The 14658-nt window shown below is 46.6% G+C and carries 14 protein-coding genes; 5 read left to right on the forward strand and 9 right to left on the reverse strand.

All coding sequences use genetic code 11. From position 1 onward, the window contains the following. Window positions 1-113: 113 nt before the first annotated feature. From MLD56_RS18675 to MLD56_RS18685, 3 genes are all read right to left on the reverse strand, one after another. Window positions 114-866 carry an amino acid ABC transporter ATP-binding protein gene (locus tag MLD56_RS18675; protein WP_029515650.1) on the reverse strand — a complete coding sequence of 251 codons (753 nt, stop codon included), beginning with the start codon at window positions 864-866 and terminating at the stop codon, window positions 114-116. A gap of 14 nt (window positions 867-880) precedes the next feature. Next, entirely contained in the window at window positions 881-1549 is a 669-nt protein-coding gene (locus MLD56_RS18680; RefSeq protein ID WP_029515651.1) for an amino acid ABC transporter permease, read from the reverse strand. Window positions 1550-1622: 73 nt separating this feature from the next. After that, complete coding sequence (locus MLD56_RS18685) at window positions 1623-2474, reverse strand: amino acid ABC transporter substrate-binding protein (protein WP_029515652.1); 852 nt, start codon at window positions 2472-2474, stop codon at window positions 1623-1625. A gap of 279 nt (window positions 2475-2753) precedes the next feature. Here MLD56_RS18685 and MLD56_RS18690 point away from each other — a divergent pair, with 279 nt between their 5' ends. Continuing rightward, window positions 2754-4055 carry an MFS transporter gene (locus tag MLD56_RS18690; protein ID WP_029515653.1) on the forward strand — a complete coding sequence of 434 codons (1302 nt, stop codon included), beginning with the start codon at window positions 2754-2756 and terminating at the stop codon, window positions 4053-4055. 118 nt (window positions 4056-4173) lie between these two features. On the opposite strand, the gene MLD56_RS18695 is transcribed toward MLD56_RS18690, so the two are convergent. Continuing rightward, window positions 4174-4431 (reverse strand): GlsB/YeaQ/YmgE family stress response membrane protein, encoded by a 258-nt coding sequence (locus tag MLD56_RS18695; protein ID WP_013311445.1) that lies wholly within the window; start codon window positions 4429-4431, stop codon window positions 4174-4176. A 297-nt stretch (window positions 4432-4728) separates the two neighbouring features. Here MLD56_RS18695 and MLD56_RS18700 point away from each other — a divergent pair, with 297 nt between their 5' ends. Together MLD56_RS18700 and MLD56_RS18705 are read left to right on the forward strand one after the other, a co-directional pair. Continuing rightward, window positions 4729-4992, forward strand: a complete 264-nt coding sequence (locus MLD56_RS18700; RefSeq protein WP_238437904.1) for a YkgJ family cysteine cluster protein — start codon at window positions 4729-4731, stop codon at window positions 4990-4992. Window positions 4993-5028: 36 nt separating this feature from the next. Then, window positions 5029-5979: an acetylxylan esterase gene (locus MLD56_RS18705; RefSeq protein WP_029515654.1), complete on the forward strand. Its 951-nt coding sequence runs from the start codon at window positions 5029-5031 to the stop codon at window positions 5977-5979. A 129-nt stretch (window positions 5980-6108) separates the two neighbouring features. On the opposite strand, the gene MLD56_RS18710 is transcribed toward MLD56_RS18705, so the two are convergent. After that, the gene (locus MLD56_RS18710) at window positions 6109-6432 is read right to left on the reverse strand and encodes a DUF3817 domain-containing protein (protein WP_029515655.1); all 324 of its coding nucleotides are present in this window, start codon (window positions 6430-6432) and stop codon (window positions 6109-6111) included. Between the two features lie 151 nt (window positions 6433-6583). Here MLD56_RS18710 and MLD56_RS18715 point away from each other — a divergent pair, with 151 nt between their 5' ends. Further along, window positions 6584-7588: an LLM class flavin-dependent oxidoreductase gene (locus tag MLD56_RS18715; RefSeq protein ID WP_029515656.1), complete on the forward strand. Its 1005-nt coding sequence runs from the start codon at window positions 6584-6586 to the stop codon at window positions 7586-7588. 331 nt (window positions 7589-7919) lie between these two features. Here MLD56_RS18715 and MLD56_RS18720 read toward each other — a convergent pair whose 3' ends face one another. The 4 genes from MLD56_RS18720 to MLD56_RS18735 form a co-directional block, all read right to left on the reverse strand. Next, window positions 7920-9533, reverse strand: a complete 1614-nt coding sequence (locus MLD56_RS18720) for a cellulase family glycosylhydrolase (RefSeq protein WP_029515657.1) — start codon at window positions 9531-9533, stop codon at window positions 7920-7922. Between the two features lie 404 nt (window positions 9534-9937). Beyond that, window positions 9938-10189, reverse strand: coding sequence for a hypothetical protein (locus MLD56_RS18725; protein ID WP_029515659.1), 252 nt, complete (start codon window positions 10187-10189; stop codon window positions 9938-9940). Between the two features lie 221 nt (window positions 10190-10410). Then, on the reverse strand, window positions 10411-12171 hold the full coding sequence (gene dhaK, locus MLD56_RS18730; protein ID WP_029515660.1) for a dihydroxyacetone kinase subunit DhaK: 1761 nt from the start codon (window positions 12169-12171) through the stop codon (window positions 10411-10413). A 1-nt stretch (window position 12172) separates the two neighbouring features. Next, complete coding sequence (locus MLD56_RS18735; RefSeq protein WP_029515661.1) at window positions 12173-13306, reverse strand: glycerol dehydrogenase; 1134 nt, start codon at window positions 13304-13306, stop codon at window positions 12173-12175. Window positions 13307-13495: 189 nt separating this feature from the next. On the opposite strand from MLD56_RS18735, the gene MLD56_RS18740 reads away from it, so the two are divergent. Further along, a complete protein-coding gene (locus MLD56_RS18740; RefSeq protein ID WP_029515662.1) occupies window positions 13496-14527 on the forward strand; it encodes a PocR ligand-binding domain-containing protein in 1032 nt (343 codons plus the stop codon). Window positions 14528-14658 lie beyond the last annotated feature (131 nt).

Genomic DNA, 14658 nt, shown 5'->3' on the forward strand with positions numbered 1-14658 from the left:
GACAACTGATGAGCAAAAGGCAGCTACGGGTGCGAGGCTTATTTTTCAATGCCCGGCTGTAGCTGCCTTTTATTCAGTCTAAACGCTTATTTTAATAAATACTGTATTTCCCTTTATTCCACTTCCCCGCTCAGACGATTCAAAAACTGAATAGCCCGTGGACTGGTGGGCTGTTCCAGAACCTCATGCGGCGTACCCTGCTCAACGATTACACCCTGATCCATCAAAATCACATGGTCCGCGACCTCGGCTGCAAACTTCATTTCATGGGTAACAATGACCATCGTCATCCCTTCGGCAGCCAGCTGTTTTATAACCTTGAGCACTTCGCCTACCAACTCGGGGTCAAGCGCGGAGGTCGGCTCGTCGAACAATAGTACCTCAGGTTCGACCGCCATTGCCCGGGCAATACCGACACGTTGCTGCTGTCCTCCTGATAACTGATGCGGATAGGATTCGGCTTTATCAGCCAACCCCACTTTTTTAAGCAACTCCAATGCACGTTTGCGCGCTTCGTCCTTGCTCTTTTTCTGAACCGTGACTTGTCCCTCCATCACATTTTGTGCTGCTGTCATATGTGGGAAAAGGTTGTAGGATTGAAACACCATCCCTGTCCGCTTGCGCAGCGCCAAAATATTTTCTTGCCGGAGCTTCGTTCCTTTCGCAAAATTCAGTGCAATATCCCCTGCTTGAATCTCTCCTTGGTCAGGAATCTCCAGCAAATTTAAGCAGCGTAAAAACGTTGTTTTACCAGAACCGGAAGGACCGATGATAACAAGCACCTTCCCCTTACCCAACGTTACGTCAACACCCTTAAGCACTTCCAGCGAGCCGAACGATTTGTGTATATTCCGAATTTGGATCACCGGTACAATCTCCTTTATCTGACGGAAAAACGGCCTAGTCGCTTCTCCAGGTAATTTTGCAGCACAGTCAAAATAGTGCTAAACAGCAGATAAATAACCCCCGCCTCGGTATACACCAATAGCGGTTCGTATGTGGTAGCTACAATCTGGTTAGCCGTTCTGAACATTTCCACATAGGTGATGGTCGCAGCCAGTGAGGTATCCTTCACCAAGCTGATGAATGAATTAGCCAACGGAGGTACGGACACACGGGATGCTTGCGGTAGCACGATACGTCGCAATACTTGCCAGCGCGTCATCCCCAGGGAGTATCCCGCCTCCCATTGGCCTTCCTGAATAGATATGATAGCCGCACGTATAATTTCAGAGCTATAAGCCCCTACGCTGAGGGTAAAACCGATTACTGAAGCAATAAACGGGTCCAATGTAATACCTACGGAAGGTAAACCATAGAAAATAATATACAATTGCACCAGCAACGGAGTTCCTCGAATCACCCATACATAGAAGCCGAAAATCAGCTTGAGTATTCTCCATTTGGACAGACGGGCTAACGCTGTAATCAGCGCCAGCACGAGTCCCAGAGCAAAGGAGATAAGCGTGAGCGGAATCGTAAAAGAAACCCCTGCTTTTAGCAGAGGCAATAATGAATCCATAATGATTTGTATTTGGCGATCATCCATTGTACAGACATCCTTTGAAAAGATAGGTTTGAGAAGATTCGGTTCGACTTGGCGAACGTTGGGTCTTCATTTATTATTTGGATACGTCGGCTCCAAAATATTTCTCGGAAATTTTCAGGTACGTACCGTCAGCCTTCATATCAGCCAGCGCTTTGTTTACTTCCTTGATCAAATCTTCGCTGCCTTTATTGAATACAGCTGCGCTGTGTGAAGCATCTGGAGATTCGTCCACCTTTTTGATGGGTGCGTCTGGCTTTTGCTTTTTCAGATCGAGATAGGATAATCCATCATTGACGGTCGCATCCACCCGTTTGGAAGTGAGGAGGTCAATGGCTTGGTTAAATCCCTCTGTTGCCACAATTTCCGCACCGTTGCTTTTCGCGATTTGAGTCAGGTTGCTGGTCAGGGATTGCCCGGACTTTTTCCCTTTTAGATCAGCAAATTTATGGATGTCTGTATTGTCTTCGCTTACGATCAGAACTGCCTTGGAGACAATGTACGGATCGGAAAAATCATATTTTTGCTTGCGCTCGTCTGTAATGGATACTTCATTGAACACTGTGTCAAACCGCTTGGAGTTCAACCCTGCGAATATGCCGTCCCATTGCGTCTCGATAAACTCCGGTTGTACACCCAGGCGTTTGCTCACTTCGGTCGCAATATCGACATCGAAGCCCGTCAGTTTACCAGCAGCATCATGGTAGGTAAACGGAGCATAGGTGCCTTCCATGCCAATTCTTAGCTTGCCGCTTGCTTTTACAGATTCAAGAGTAGCTGTAGCAGTGGTATCTGCTTTTCCATTATTAGATCCGTTTTCTCCGGTAGATGCATTATGGGTACTGGCGCCTTTATCGTTGTTACCGCAGGCCGAAACCAGCAATGCCATCACGATGAGTACAATCGGCAAAAAACTAAATTTTTTCATGGTATCCACACTCTTTCCCTTTTCTTGATAACCTAGCACGCGGCTGGTCATTGAATAGTACATCATTCATTTTCACGCGTCAATGCTTTTATCCAATAATCCCTATGAAAAAGGTAAGTTATATATTTTTGTGGCCTAAAGTTATTCTAGGTTGACTCTTTCATTGGCAGGTTATTCATTATAACTCCCCTCACAACAACTTTTTCTGTACCCTCACGTTTGAGATTTCGTATAATAGGTTTTAATATGCAATTTAGAAATATGTACCGGAGTGTGATCATGGATACCCAGAATTCAACCTTATCCTCTACTTCACCTGAAGGCAGTCCCTCGGCCTGGGCTACCTTCACTTCACCCTTAAAACAATCCAAAGCGTTCACCTTGTTGTGGCTTGGACATTGGATCGCAATGTTGGGGAGCTCAGTCACCACAGTCATTTTGCCACTGGTTATCTATTCCCTAACAGGCTCGACTACTATCATGGGACTGGCGATGACGGTTTATATGCTGCCTAATGTACTTATTCTGCCTTTCGCAGGAATGATTGTGGACAGAATTGACCGAATCCGTCTCCTTCTGTTTACGAATATCGCCCGGTTTGGGCTGATGTTCATTGCGGCCGTGCTGATGTTTACGGGCGGGATGAAATTGCCGTTTCTATTCGTTGGCCTAGCGTTATACGGATTGATGGACGGTATCTTTAATCCCGCTTATTCTGCCTTACGTGCACAGGTGTTCACACCGGACATACGCAATGCAGCCAACGCGCTTAGCCAGATTAGTATACAAGCCGTCCGTCTACTTGGTCCTCCGTTAGGAGGCTTCATTGTATCTTTTTCCTCACCGGGTGTGGGCTTTGGGCTGGATTCTATCGCTTATCTGATATCTTTTGCCTGTTTTTGGATGCTGAGCGCTCATTTGGCCTCCATCATCGGCAAAGGTCAGGTAGATCCAGAACAGCAAGATCAGGGGGGACAGCATTTTCTCAAGGATTTTATCGCAGGCTTTACCATTCTCAAAAGCCATCCTTGGCTATGGATTACGATTCTTGCCTTTTCATTCATTAATATTTGTTATTCAGGCATTATCGCTGTACTCATTCCATGGCTGTTCAAGGTTCATCATGGCTACAATCCAGTCGTATATGGCATTGCGATGGCAAGTAGCGGTATTGGCGCCATGTTGGGGGCCTTTGTGTATGGATCACGCAAGCATTGGAAGCATCGTGGCCTGCTCGCTTACATAGGAGCTTTTGTCAGCGGTCTTGCTTTACTACTGTTGTCTGTAGTCACTTGGATGCCAGGACTGATTATGAGCATGATGCTCGAAGGGTTTGGCATTATGATATTTGCGATTATCTGGGAGACGAGCCTTCAGGAATTAGTCCCAGCCGAGTCTTTTGGACGTGTAGCTAGTCTGGATCTAATGTTTTCCTTTGCCCTGCTCCCTGTCGGCTATCTGGCAGTAGGTGCTGTGGCGGATAAGCTTGGTGGTATGTTCACCATGGGTATGTTTGCAACCATCGGCATGTGTATCGTGCTAGGCGTTCTGAGTGTTCCTCATATCAGGCGTTTTCAATAGGACTTTTCCTCAAAAAAAAGCTGCTCCCACAGGTTCATTTGCGAACCTTGCGGAAGCAGCTTCTTTCCATTTTAGCCTTGTGCCCCATAGGGGCTAGTCTATTCAATGATTCGTAAGGTTAGCCTCTAGTCCGTCCAACGGAACGGAAGATCAAGCTTACAATCACGACCAGCACAATCGCACCAATTAATGCAGGAACGATGTAGAATGATCCGATTTCAGGACCCCAGTTTCCCAGAATCAAGCTACCCAACCATGCGCCGATAAAACCAGCGATGATGTTACCTATCACGCCACCCGGAACATCACGACCTGCAATAATTCCTGCCAACCAACCAATAATACCACCAACAATCAATGCCCATAACCAACTCATTTTGCGTCACCTCGTTTAAGTTTTTATCGTTGTGTTCTATTATTAACCACTCGAACTCCTTTTGAACACACAAAAGACGATTGGTTAATATTACCACAGTATGGAACACTGATTTAGGGACTTGATACCATCTTACGTGCCTCTACGACTATTTATACCCCTTGTGTGAAAAGTGTGTCTCATATGCGTTTATCCTTGTATTCCTGCTTTTTTTGTGCCATCCTCACATTATGGCTTCATCAATGTCACTTCATGCATAAGTTACAAAAATAACAGATTATTAAGGAGTGACCCCAACTGGAGTGTCGAGTAGGATGTGCCGCGTGCTGCATTGCCATTACGATTTCTTCCCCTATTCCCGGCATGCCAGATGGAAAACCAGCTGGTGTTCCTTGCCCTCAGCTAACTTCCGATTACCGTTGCCGATTGTTTGGCAAACCTGAGCGCCCAGTTGTGTGCAGTGGGTTCCATGCTGATGAGGATACGTGCGGAAGCACTAATGAAAGAGCATATCAGCTACTGAGAGAGCTAGAGGAGTCAACTTTACCGGGTAAAACTTAAGGAGAAGTTCATTCTATATGAAGGAGAATTTTGATTATGAATGTTATTGAAAAAAGAATTGCCGAATTGAAGCAATATCGACCCGATCTTACCGCCCCGAATGATATAGATTTATTCTGGGCCAAAACACTGGAAGAAGTCCACGCCAAACCTGTACATGCGTTCAAAACTCTCGTAGAAACGCCATATCCTCATATTCTTGCCTACCGGGTTACTTTTGAGGGTGTCGATGATACGCCTCTGCATGCCTGGTATGTACGCCCCCGATTTGCCGGAGATCAAAAGCTGCCATGTATCGTTCTGTTTCATGGCTATACAGGCGGAAAAGGCTATCCTGAAGATTATTCCTCCTGGCTTATGCTTGGCTTTGCTGTATTGGCAGTAGATGTACGTGGTCAAGGTGGAGAAACGGGAGACCGTCTGGTTGATGCTCATGGTACGGTTAAAGGCTGGGTAACGAAAGGAATATTGGACAAAGATACCTGCTACTACAAAACGATTACAACTGATGCCCTTAGAGCCGTAGATTGGGTAGCGGAGCAGTCGGATGTCGATTCGGCTAAAATCGCAATCAGTGGCGCCAGTCAGGGCGGAGGACTTTCATTAATGGTGGCTGCGCTCAGCGATAAAGCTGCTATTTCAGTAGCGGATATCCCCAATATGTGTCATATGGATTTTGGTATGATGAATTCTACCAGTTCGCTGACGGAAGCAGCTGAATTTGCTAACCGATTTCCGGAGCATTTGGAGCAGGTGCTACATACATTAAGTTATTTTGACGTGATGAATCTTGCTCATCGTATTCGTATCCCGATCATGGTATCGGTAGGGTTCAAGGATACTGTGTGTATGCCAGAGACGATTTTCGCCGCTTATAACCGTATTGAATCACCGAAAACGATTGAAATTTATCCGTTTACCGGACATTGGGTTGAAGGCTTTCAAAGACGTAAAACAGTTGAATTTTTAGTGCAGCATTTTTCATAATTCCTCCGGTGCACAAAAAAAGAACACCACGCATCAACCTGCGTAATGTTCTTTTCTGCTGCATCGGGGCCAGTCCCGCTTACGCCAGACAAACTCCTCGACAACTCACACAAAACAAAACTTCTAAGATTACGATGCAGCTCGCTGTTCTGCTGCCGAATCCCCTGTCCATTTTCGCACCCAAACAAAATCCATAATCATCAGACCAAACGGAATGAAGGAGGCAAACATAATAAAAAGAGGCCGCCGTATAGACCAATGCAGTGCTGTTTTCCCATAGATCAAAGCAACGAGGAGCAACAAAAAGCTCACCCGGTATATGTTACCAATCACCATAACCGCCTGGGCCATGCCCGCTGCTTGCAGCGGCTGGTGGGTGAATAGTATCGCCAAATAAGCTATAGCTTGAATCCAGAGCATGAGTCGGACACGCCCTAAAGGTGTTCTTAACACAATTTCAATCCCCTCTCCATTAGCAAGGATGTACTCTCATCCTTTACACATCCTTTATTATAACGAAAAGGTCCCCAAACTCCAACCTATCCATTTTGAATTTTGACCTAGTGAGTTGTGTCTGATAGAGTTGTGTAAGAGGTGATTATAAATGCTTAAACTGGGTATACTGGACCAGTCTCATATTCCTGAAGGCGGTACTGCTCAGGATGCATTATCCAATACAACAGATTTAGCCCGCGAAGCTGACCAACTGGGGTACAGCCGTTATTGGGTATCCGAACATCATGCTTCCAAAACACTAGCGCATTCCAGCCCTGAGGTGCTGATTGCGCATTTGGCTGCTCACACATCACGCATTCGTGTGGGTTCAGGCGGTATTATGCTGCCACACTATAGCGCGTATAAAGTCGCCGAAAACTTCCGTTTGCTGGAGGCACTCCATCCAGGACGTATCGACCTGGGAATAGGGCGGGCTCCCGGCGGTTTACCGCTTGCTACTCGCGCCCTGCAGGAAGGCAAGTACCAATCTGTCGAACAATATCCACAGCAGATTCTCGATTTAATCGACTACTTCCATGATTCGGTGCCTGACAATCATCGGTTTGCCGGTCTTCATGCCTCCCCGATGATATCGACCGTTCCTGAATTATGGTTGCTCGGCTCCAGCGGAGAGAGCGCCCGATTGGCTGCGATGATGGGGGCCTCCTATGCCTTTGCCCAATTTTTCGGGACTCCAGGCGGTGTAGAAGCTACTGCACGTTACCACGAGCAATTTCAGCCTTCGATCCTGGGTGATAAGCCCCATTCCATGGCGGCAGTTACGGTGGCCTGCGCTGAAACCGAAGAAGAGGCTGAGCAGCTGGCGTCCAGTGCTAGTTTGTATTTCCTTTTGCTCATGCAAGGTAAAGAAATGAGTTCTCTTCCGTCGGTGAAAACAGCAATGTCCTATCCATACACAGAGTTGGATCGTGAGCGGCTGCGTCAGTCCGCAGCATGGCGTGTTGTTGGTACCCCTGAACAGTGTAAGGAACAGCTACTAAGACTGGCTGAGCAATATCGTACCGATGAGTTACTGGTCGTTTCATCCATTCATGACTTTGATAAACGTGTTCAGTCCTACCGTCTGCTGGCCAAAGCTTTTGATTTGGTATAGACAGCCGTTGAACGGAGGCTGAGCTTCAGAAACATAAAAAACCCCCGCCAGCCTATAATGGCAACAGCGGGGGTTTGTCGTAGAGAAGGGTTCATTGGAACCAACCCATCTACACTATGGAAGTAATTCAAGCACTACAAAAGTCTAACACCATATGGTACTTTGGTAGTATACACATCGAAACTAAAGTTCCAGTTGTTACCTCCTAAAGTTCCAGTTCGTATATACCAAAGGCGCATATTCTATACTCCAAACCTTGGAAAAATTGCACCCAAAAGTCCCATTCTTTACTCATTCCGATAAAGTTAATAACGGTTAAATTCTAAGGTTCCTAAGGTTCTATACCCCAAACCAGCTTACCCTGCTGATATACAGTGCCATGGTCCCAGTCTGCAAATGCTTTTTGGGTAGCACCATAGGAGTAATCGTTGGTCTCATCAAAATTGCTCCAATTTGCAGCATGAATACGGGGTTGAATTTCTCCGCTTTCCCCACCGGGCTGAATCGTTCCGGCTCCATCTGTGAAAGAAATCTCCACATATTTATCAGCCTTGGCCTTTGGATTCGGCAATGTTACAAAAGTTGCTTTTACCTTCTCATTGCCAATCCTGGCCCAGTCTACAAAAAACTGCTGAGCTTGTTTGCTTTCATCTGTGTAATAGTAGCGAATTTTTAGATCGCTCAACTTCACAGCTGTTTTCCCTTTATTTTTGATATTAAATTCAGGACGGATTGCGTTATCCTTGGCATTTGTGTCACCGGTGCGATACTGTAGCACAATTCCTTGATCGTTACTGCCTGGTGTACTTCCTCCGTTGTCGTTATCGCCGCCGTTGTTGCCACCACCGTTATTACCGCCAGTGTTGCCATCTCCGCCGTTATCCCCACCGTTGTTTCCGCCTCCACCAATGTTGCTGGAGCCTTCCAGAATCGCCTGTTTTACGAATTTGCCAGAAGCGGACAATTGTGAATCAGGCCATCCGCCCTTACGGTCAGCACCAGGCAACAGCGCAGCAGAGGCCTCGTTTTTATCTGACAGCGACCAGTTAGCCCAACTGATTCCACGGCTTGCCAGAAAATCAGTCCATACTTTGGATTCAGTCAGGAACGGACCACCGTTACCCGAAGCATCGCTTGTACCCCACTCGGTAGCAAATATGCCCACGCCTTTGTTCAGCGCATAATCAACCCGATCGCGCAAGTATTGTCCATGCGTACCCGCATAGAAATGTACGGTATACATTGTATTCTTGTCTGGAAGTGGATGATCTGCTGCATCATGTACATCCTGACTCCATGTGCCTGTTCCCACAATAATAATATTGTCTGGGTCCTTAGCGCGAATAACCTGAGATACCTCAGACGCATAAGGTCGGATTTGATTGTTCCAGTTCACATTCCCATTCGGCTCATTGGCAAGTTCATAGATTACGTTAGGTAAATGGCCGTACTGAGTTGAAAATTCATTAAAGAAAGCTTTGGCTTCATTTTTATGAATGTTCGGATCGCCATCTGAAAGAATGTGCCAGTCGATAATGACGTACAAGCCCAGTTTCTGTGCTGCCTCAATCGCTTCCTTCACTTTATTTTTCAAAGAAGGATTGGCGATATAACCATCTTCTTCAGTGTACAGTGCAACCCGGAATACGGAAATGCCCCAATCGTCCCGTAGCCATTTCATTGAGTCCTGATTTACCAGATCCCCAAACCATTGGACGCCGTGAGAGCTAATACCTTTGAGTTGTACAGGTTTACCGTTTTTATCCACCAGTTTACCGTTCTTTACTGAAAGTTGTCCGTAACGTTCCACAGGGGTTGTCCCGGCAGCCTCTGCTGTTTGCGTATTCCAGTTGAATCCGTTCGTTAACGTTAATACCAATACTGCTGTTAGCATCACTGCTACTCTTTTTGCGATCCTTGGCAGGACCCATTGCCCATTCATCATTTACACATTCCTTCCTTTTTATAAAGTAGATGAGACTTATCAGTACGTTGTTCTCCGCTCTTTTGCCCCCTCCTTTGTACAACAAGAGGATCAGGTCCAAACATCGAGGTCACTTACCTGTATATGGATGATACTACTATTATAGTTAGTTCCATGTTACATTTCGACTTTATGATAGAAAATGAACAGGAAGTCACGGTTTTGGGATGTGTTCTACTTGGTTGGCTACTATGGAGTACTAAAGGGACAAAAGACTCATTTACCCATTGCAAAATTCGGAGAATTTTAGTTGTTTTAATAAAAAAAGACCGCTTCCCGTGCCTTGGCTCGGTAGCAGTCTTATAGATGATCTTATATGTGATCGAATAATGTTACAAATATCGTCTTAACGTATGATCTCCCTATTACCCCTGAGCAGTTGCTTGAGGTTCTTTGGTCGTCTGATCTTTCCTCATATCGCCGCCATCCGTCGCTTGCTCTGTCAGTACAGTCTCAGATGAGTTACCTATTACCTTGTCAATAAGTTGCAGCCAAGGTTCTTCACTACCTCCACAGCTCTCAATATCACCGAGCAGGGACTCTAGCGTGGTTCCTTCTTCTGGCAAATCAATAACTAAACTGTCTTCGTCAACTTGGATGGTGCAGCAGGTTTTCATTGTAAATCCCTCGCTTAATTCATATTTGAGCATGCAGTAAGCTAGCTCAGATGGGATGAACTCCCATGGATTCCGGGATAAGCCCTTTGAATCCGTCTGAAATTATAAACCTAATGCACATCAATTGCAATGAACAAACCTTGAATTTTTAAGAATTAGCGAGTGTTACAGACAGGAATGGATATCTAAACGAAGTGTTCGCGCCTTGGATTTATAGAGAATCAGTTCAAAGATTCAGCAAGCTCCGTAAAAATCACGCCAAGCGCATAAGCCCCCGCGTCTGGATAACCAAGGCTTCTCTCTCCTACCGTTCCGGCACGACCCATGCGCGCCACGATATCTTCCGTCTTTTTGGCCCCTAATACAGCGGCTTGAGCACCTCTTACAAAGGCTGTCTTCACGTCAAAATCTAATTTTGCGCTCTCCAACCAGCTATCTGCACATGGCACTAATGCGTCAATAAGCGTTTTATCGCCAACGACGGCTCCTCTGCCGAAGGAACGTTTGCCTGTTGATTGTATGCCTTGCACCGCAGCCTGCATCATATCTGCGAATTCGGAAACAGCGAGTTCGGTTCGTTCGCCCGCGGATCGTGCCGCTGCGCGAAATGCTGAGCCCCAGATCGGACCCGAAGCGCCACCGCAGTATTCCATGATGACGAATGAGCATGAATGAAGAAAGGCTCCCATCGTCAAAGAATCTTGATTCAGAATGTCTCTCCATTCCCGTTTCAGCTGACGAAATCCCTTAGCAACGCTCATGCCAAAGTCGCCGTCGCCTGCATGAGAGTCAAGATCGCAGAAAAGTACCTCATTCTTGATGATAACCTCACTCATCTTATCGACTAGGTAGGTAAGATTGTTCAACGTAATTTTGTTGTTTTCAATAACCGCGAAGGCAGGATCCGTTTCTACCTCAAAGGATACTTGCCGCTTTTCGTCTGCTACAGTTGAAATATCCGTGAATACGACATGATCAACAGGTCCAGCCACCTTGAACGCAGGCGCGTTGCTTTCATGGGAGAGGAGCGTTTTCAGTTCGTTGTCCAGCTTCATGATGGAAACCGAGATACCTGCCATATCGATACTCGTCATATAATTGTTGACAAAAGTGCGATCAATCTTGATCCCTTTCGCTGCTAGTTCGCGAGTGACCGAATGGTTGAAGAGGTACAGTTCTTGCAGAGGCGTACCGCCGAAACCATTGATCAACAGGGCGATTTCTCCGCTGAATCCAGTTTCGATCTGCATGTCTCGAAGGAGATCGGTTACCATTCTGCCTGCCAGCGTATCTGCATCCGTCAGCTTCTCGCGGCTGGTCCCAGGCTCGCCGTGAATGCCGACACCGTACTCGATTTCATCATGCCCGAGCTCTAATGTTGGCGTGCCCTTCGCCGGCACGGTACACGAAGTCAATGCGAATCCGATACTGCGTACATTCGCAGCGGCTTTCTCGGCTACTGCTTTAACTTCCGCCAGACTCCGGCCCTCTTCCGCCGCTGCACCCGCGATCTTGTGGACGAGTACCGTTCCCGCCACTCCGCGCCGTCCGACTGTATATAGGCTGTCTTCTACAGCGATGTCGTCCTCAACCTTTACATAGTCCACTTCCAGACCGTCTTCAGTGGCCAGATGGGCGCCGTTTCTAAAGTTCATAATATCTCCGCTGTAATTTTTGATAATCAGCAGCGCACCTTTTTCCCCGGTTGTCGCTCGGATGGCCTGATACACTTGAATTTGTGAGGGAGAGGCGAAGACATCACCGCAGACCGCGGCATCAAGCATCCCTTTGCCAACGAAGCCAGCGTGGGCGGGTTCATGCCCGCTGCCACCGCCGCTGATGAGCGTTACTTTCTCCGCATTCAATTCCTTTTTCTTGAGCACTTTGTATTTTGGCAGAAATTCCAACTCGGGATGCGCGAGCGCAATACCACTGCACATCTCAAGGACCAAATTTTCCGCACGGTTGATGACCTTTTTCATGCTATTTTACCTCCGCTTTGTATTGGCTCCCGATACGGTCGGCCGCAGCGATTGCCGCTGCAACCTGCTCCACTGTGACCGGAAACGGCATGGAATGAATCGATTCCTCCAGAATGCAGGCCTTTGCAGCTACTTCCATGAGTTCTTCCTGGCTGATATGATCGACGCCGATATCGGCCAAGCAGACCGGTAAACCGACGGCTAAACAGAAATCAAGTACCTGATGCAATTCTTCCGTCGGCGCGTTTTCGAGCACCAGCTGTGCGATCGTGCCGAATGCAACTTTCTCTCCATGATAATAATGATGCGTGCCTTCCAAAATCGTGAGTCCATCATGAATCGCATGGGCCGCTGCAAGTCCGCCGCTCTCGAAGCCGAGGCCTGAGAGTAAAATATTAGTTTCAATGATATTTTCGAGTGCTTGCGTAACCTGGTTTTCATCACATGCCGCTTTTGCTTTGGCACCGTCTTTTAACAGCATTTCATAACATAGCGTTGCAAGTGCAATCGCCGCATTTGTACCTACTGCTGGCGCACACTGTCCTTCGCGTACTCCGTTAGGCAGTCCGGCATTGACCCTAGAGTAAGAACGGGAGGTCGCACGGGCTTCAAAGTAAGTCGACAGTGCATCACCCATACCTGATACAAGGAATCGGGTTGGTGCATTAGCGATTACGGTGGTGTCGACTAATACGACACTCGGGCTTTGCTTAAAATAGGCGTAATCGTCGAAAGCGCCTTCCGGAGTGTAAAGAACGGCCGAGTGACTTGTCGGTGCATCCGTCGCAGCAATCGTCGGACAGATGATAAGCGCTTCCCCTTGAGCCACGCATTTCGCCGCGTCGATCGCTTTCCCACCGCCGAGACCTACGATACAATCGCATCCATTTGCAGTAGCAATTTCCTGAAGTCTGGACACTTCCTGTCTGGAACACTCACCCATAAAACCGCTTTCAATAAAGGTCACGTTATATTTACCCAAAGTGGAATCAAGTTTATCTTTTACCCGCGCCACATCGGCAGGATGCGCAATCAGTAAAGCGGATTTGCCGAAGGTGCTCACATAGTAACCCAAATTCAACAATTCGTTTTCACCTTGTACATATTTGCTTGGGCTGATAAAAGCTTTTCTCATCTAAAATTCCTCCTTATGATTGTGTTGGCTTCGTTCTGATTAAAACTATAACCGAACCATGTAGACTTTACATTGGAGGAATCAAGGAATATATTATAATCTACAATCGTATTTTTTTGCACTGAAGATCACGAATTGTACTTTTTTGTTATTACTTACAGGATAATTTACCATTAAGGGATGAGAATCTTGATACGTGAACATTTGAGCATCCAGAAAATCTTTGATTTGAAAAAGTGGGAGCAGCTGCAGGATTCATTAGCATCCGTTACCCAATTAGCCATTCTCACCGTCGATTATAAAGGGAATCCTGTAACTAGCCACAGTCAATGCCAATCGTTCTGCAAGAAGGTTCGCCAGGATGAGAATCTCCTTCCCTACTGCCAAAAATGTGACTCTCGCGGTGGACTTGAAGCGGTACGTTCCAACAAACCTTATATTTATCTCTGTCATTATGACATCGTCGACATCGCGGTACCGATCATTATCGACGATAAGTACATCGGCGCCGTCATGGCAGGTCAGGTCCGCTTAGCCGATCCTTCGAGTGCCTTACAGCTGGAGCAAATCCTCACGTCAAAAAATGAAAAACTGTACAGTTCCAAATGGGAGGAACTTAAGAATGATTACGCCGATCTGCCATCCATGACCTATCAGGAAATCCAGACGATCTCCAACATGTTATCCTTACTGTGTAATTATATTGTTGAAGAAGCGATGAACAAAAATCTTCTCGCGGAAATGTTCGAGAAGGCGTCGGCCACACAGTCCACACCGCAGTTGTCCGAGATCCTTCCTGGCTACTCGCTGGAGCATATCGAAAACCTTAAGAAAGAAATGAATAATTTCTTAGCAGATGCCTATCTGAATTCCTCAGGAGATGTGGATATTCCGTGCGGAAATCCCGTACTCCAACCCGCCTTCGAATATATTTTTGAGCACAAGGGTGAAACTTTTTCTTTGAAAGCCATGGCTGACTTGTGCCACATTAGCCCAAGCTATTTTAGTCGGCTGTTTGCGAAGGAAACGGGGGAGAACTTTTCCAGCTATCTTTCCCGCCTGAAGATGAAATGGGCGAAGCAGTTGCTCGAAGCTACAGATATTCCTGTATCTCAGATCAGTAGCGAGCTCGGCTTCAATGAGCCGGGGTATTTTATTAAAATATTCAAAAAGTATGAAGGCACAACGCCTGCGGTGTACCGAAAGTATTACAAGGGATAAAAAACGAAAAACAGATGATTCACGGGTCTAACGTCTCCATGATCATCTGTTCATATTGTTCTTGCCCAAGCTACATAATCTGTGTGTGCTTGTCAGGCTGCCTGAGATTGTGTTTTGCGCTCAATCATCAT

The organism is Paenibacillus peoriae (assembly GCF_022531965.1).
Lineage (GTDB): Bacteria > Bacillota > Bacilli > Paenibacillales > Paenibacillaceae > Paenibacillus > Paenibacillus polymyxa_D.

What these genes read in the sequence shown, in the direction of transcription:
- MLD56_RS18680 (WP_029515651.1), bottom strand. Translation starts at nt 1,549, where the DNA reads ATGGATGATCGCCAAATACAAATCATTATGGATTCATTATTGCCTCTG.
- MLD56_RS18685 (WP_029515652.1), bottom strand. Translation starts at nt 2,474, where the DNA reads ATGAAAAAATTTAGTTTTTTGCCGATTGTACTCATCGTGATGGCATTG.
- MLD56_RS18690 (WP_029515653.1), top strand. Translation starts at nt 2,754, where the DNA reads ATGGATACCCAGAATTCAACCTTATCCTCTACTTCACCTGAAGGCAGT.
- MLD56_RS18695 (WP_013311445.1), bottom strand. Translation starts at nt 4,431, where the DNA reads ATGAGTTGGTTATGGGCATTGATTGTTGGTGGTATTATTGGTTGGTTG.
- MLD56_RS18705 (WP_029515654.1), top strand. Translation starts at nt 5,029, where the DNA reads ATGAATGTTATTGAAAAAAGAATTGCCGAATTGAAGCAATATCGACCC.
- MLD56_RS18715 (WP_029515656.1), top strand. Translation starts at nt 6,584, where the DNA reads ATGCTTAAACTGGGTATACTGGACCAGTCTCATATTCCTGAAGGCGGT.
- MLD56_RS18720 (WP_029515657.1), bottom strand. Translation starts at nt 9,533, where the DNA reads ATGATGAATGGGCAATGGGTCCTGCCAAGGATCGCAAAAAGAGTAGCA.
- MLD56_RS18725 (WP_029515659.1), bottom strand. Translation starts at nt 10,189, where the DNA reads ATGAAAACCTGCTGCACCATCCAAGTTGACGAAGACAGTTTAGTTATT.
- dhaK (WP_029515660.1), bottom strand. Translation starts at nt 12,171, where the DNA reads ATGAAAAAGGTCATCAACCGTGCGGAAAATTTGGTCCTTGAGATGTGC.
- MLD56_RS18735 (WP_029515661.1), bottom strand. Translation starts at nt 13,306, where the DNA reads ATGAGAAAAGCTTTTATCAGCCCAAGCAAATATGTACAAGGTGAAAAC.